Source organism: Aquitalea sp. S1-19 (assembly GCF_024343515.1).
Genome location: NZ_RJTZ01000338.1, coordinates 1 through 786, shown reverse-complemented (window position 1 = coordinate 786; position 786 = coordinate 1). Strand labels below are relative to the sequence as shown.

The 786-nt window shown below is 56.2% G+C and carries 1 protein-coding gene; it reads right to left on the bottom strand.

Translation table 11 applies throughout. The features are described from left to right. Positions 1-677 (bottom strand): transporter substrate-binding domain-containing protein (locus EGI20_RS18915; protein WP_498633247.1); only part of this gene is annotated, 677 nt, incomplete at its 3' end. Between the last annotated feature and the right edge of the window lie 109 nt (positions 678-786).

Here is a 786-nt window from a genome sequence, read left to right as displayed (position 1 = left end):
TGCGGCGTACCGACCACAACCCAATTGGCCGGATTTTTGGCCTTGGCCATTTCGCCGAACAGCAGGGCATCATCCATCATAAAGGCCGCGGCACGGCCGGACTCCAGCATCAGGAAGGATTCGCCATGGTCCTTGGCCGAGATGATGTTCATCCCCAGGCTCTTGGCTGCATTCATCGCCTTGAGCTGACGCTCCGAGGTGGTGCCGGCCGTGGTCACGACGTTCTTGCCCTTGAGGTCGGCAAAATCCTTGATGCCGGTCGTCTTGGCGGTCAGCAAACGGGTGCCGATTTCAAAGATACCAACCGAGAAGTCGACCTGACGCTGGCGCTCGATATTATTGGTAGTCGAACCGCACTCGAGATCCACGGTGCCATTCTGAACCAGCGGAATACGCGTCTGCGAGGTCACCAGGTTGTACTTCACCTGCAGGTTGGGCATGTTCAGGTCTTTTTTCAGCTTCTCCACCACCTTCAGCTGCAGGTCGTGCGAGTAGCCTACCGGTGTTGCGCCGCCAGCCAGATAAGAAAATGGAATAGAAGCGTCGCGGTGACCCAAGACAACAACGCCGGACTCCTTAATTTTTTTCAGGGTACCGGTGAGTTCGGCAGCCAATGCCGGGGTAGCGACAAAAGCGGCTGCAACGGCGGTCGCAACAAGGCGGGCTTGCAATGACATGAAGTTTCTCCTTCTACAGGTTTGCAAAACTGGCAGGTCAGACACGGGGTCTCCGCGTCTGGCCTGCCATTAAATTTTTTTATTTAGTGGGCGCGTAACTGCCCGAGGA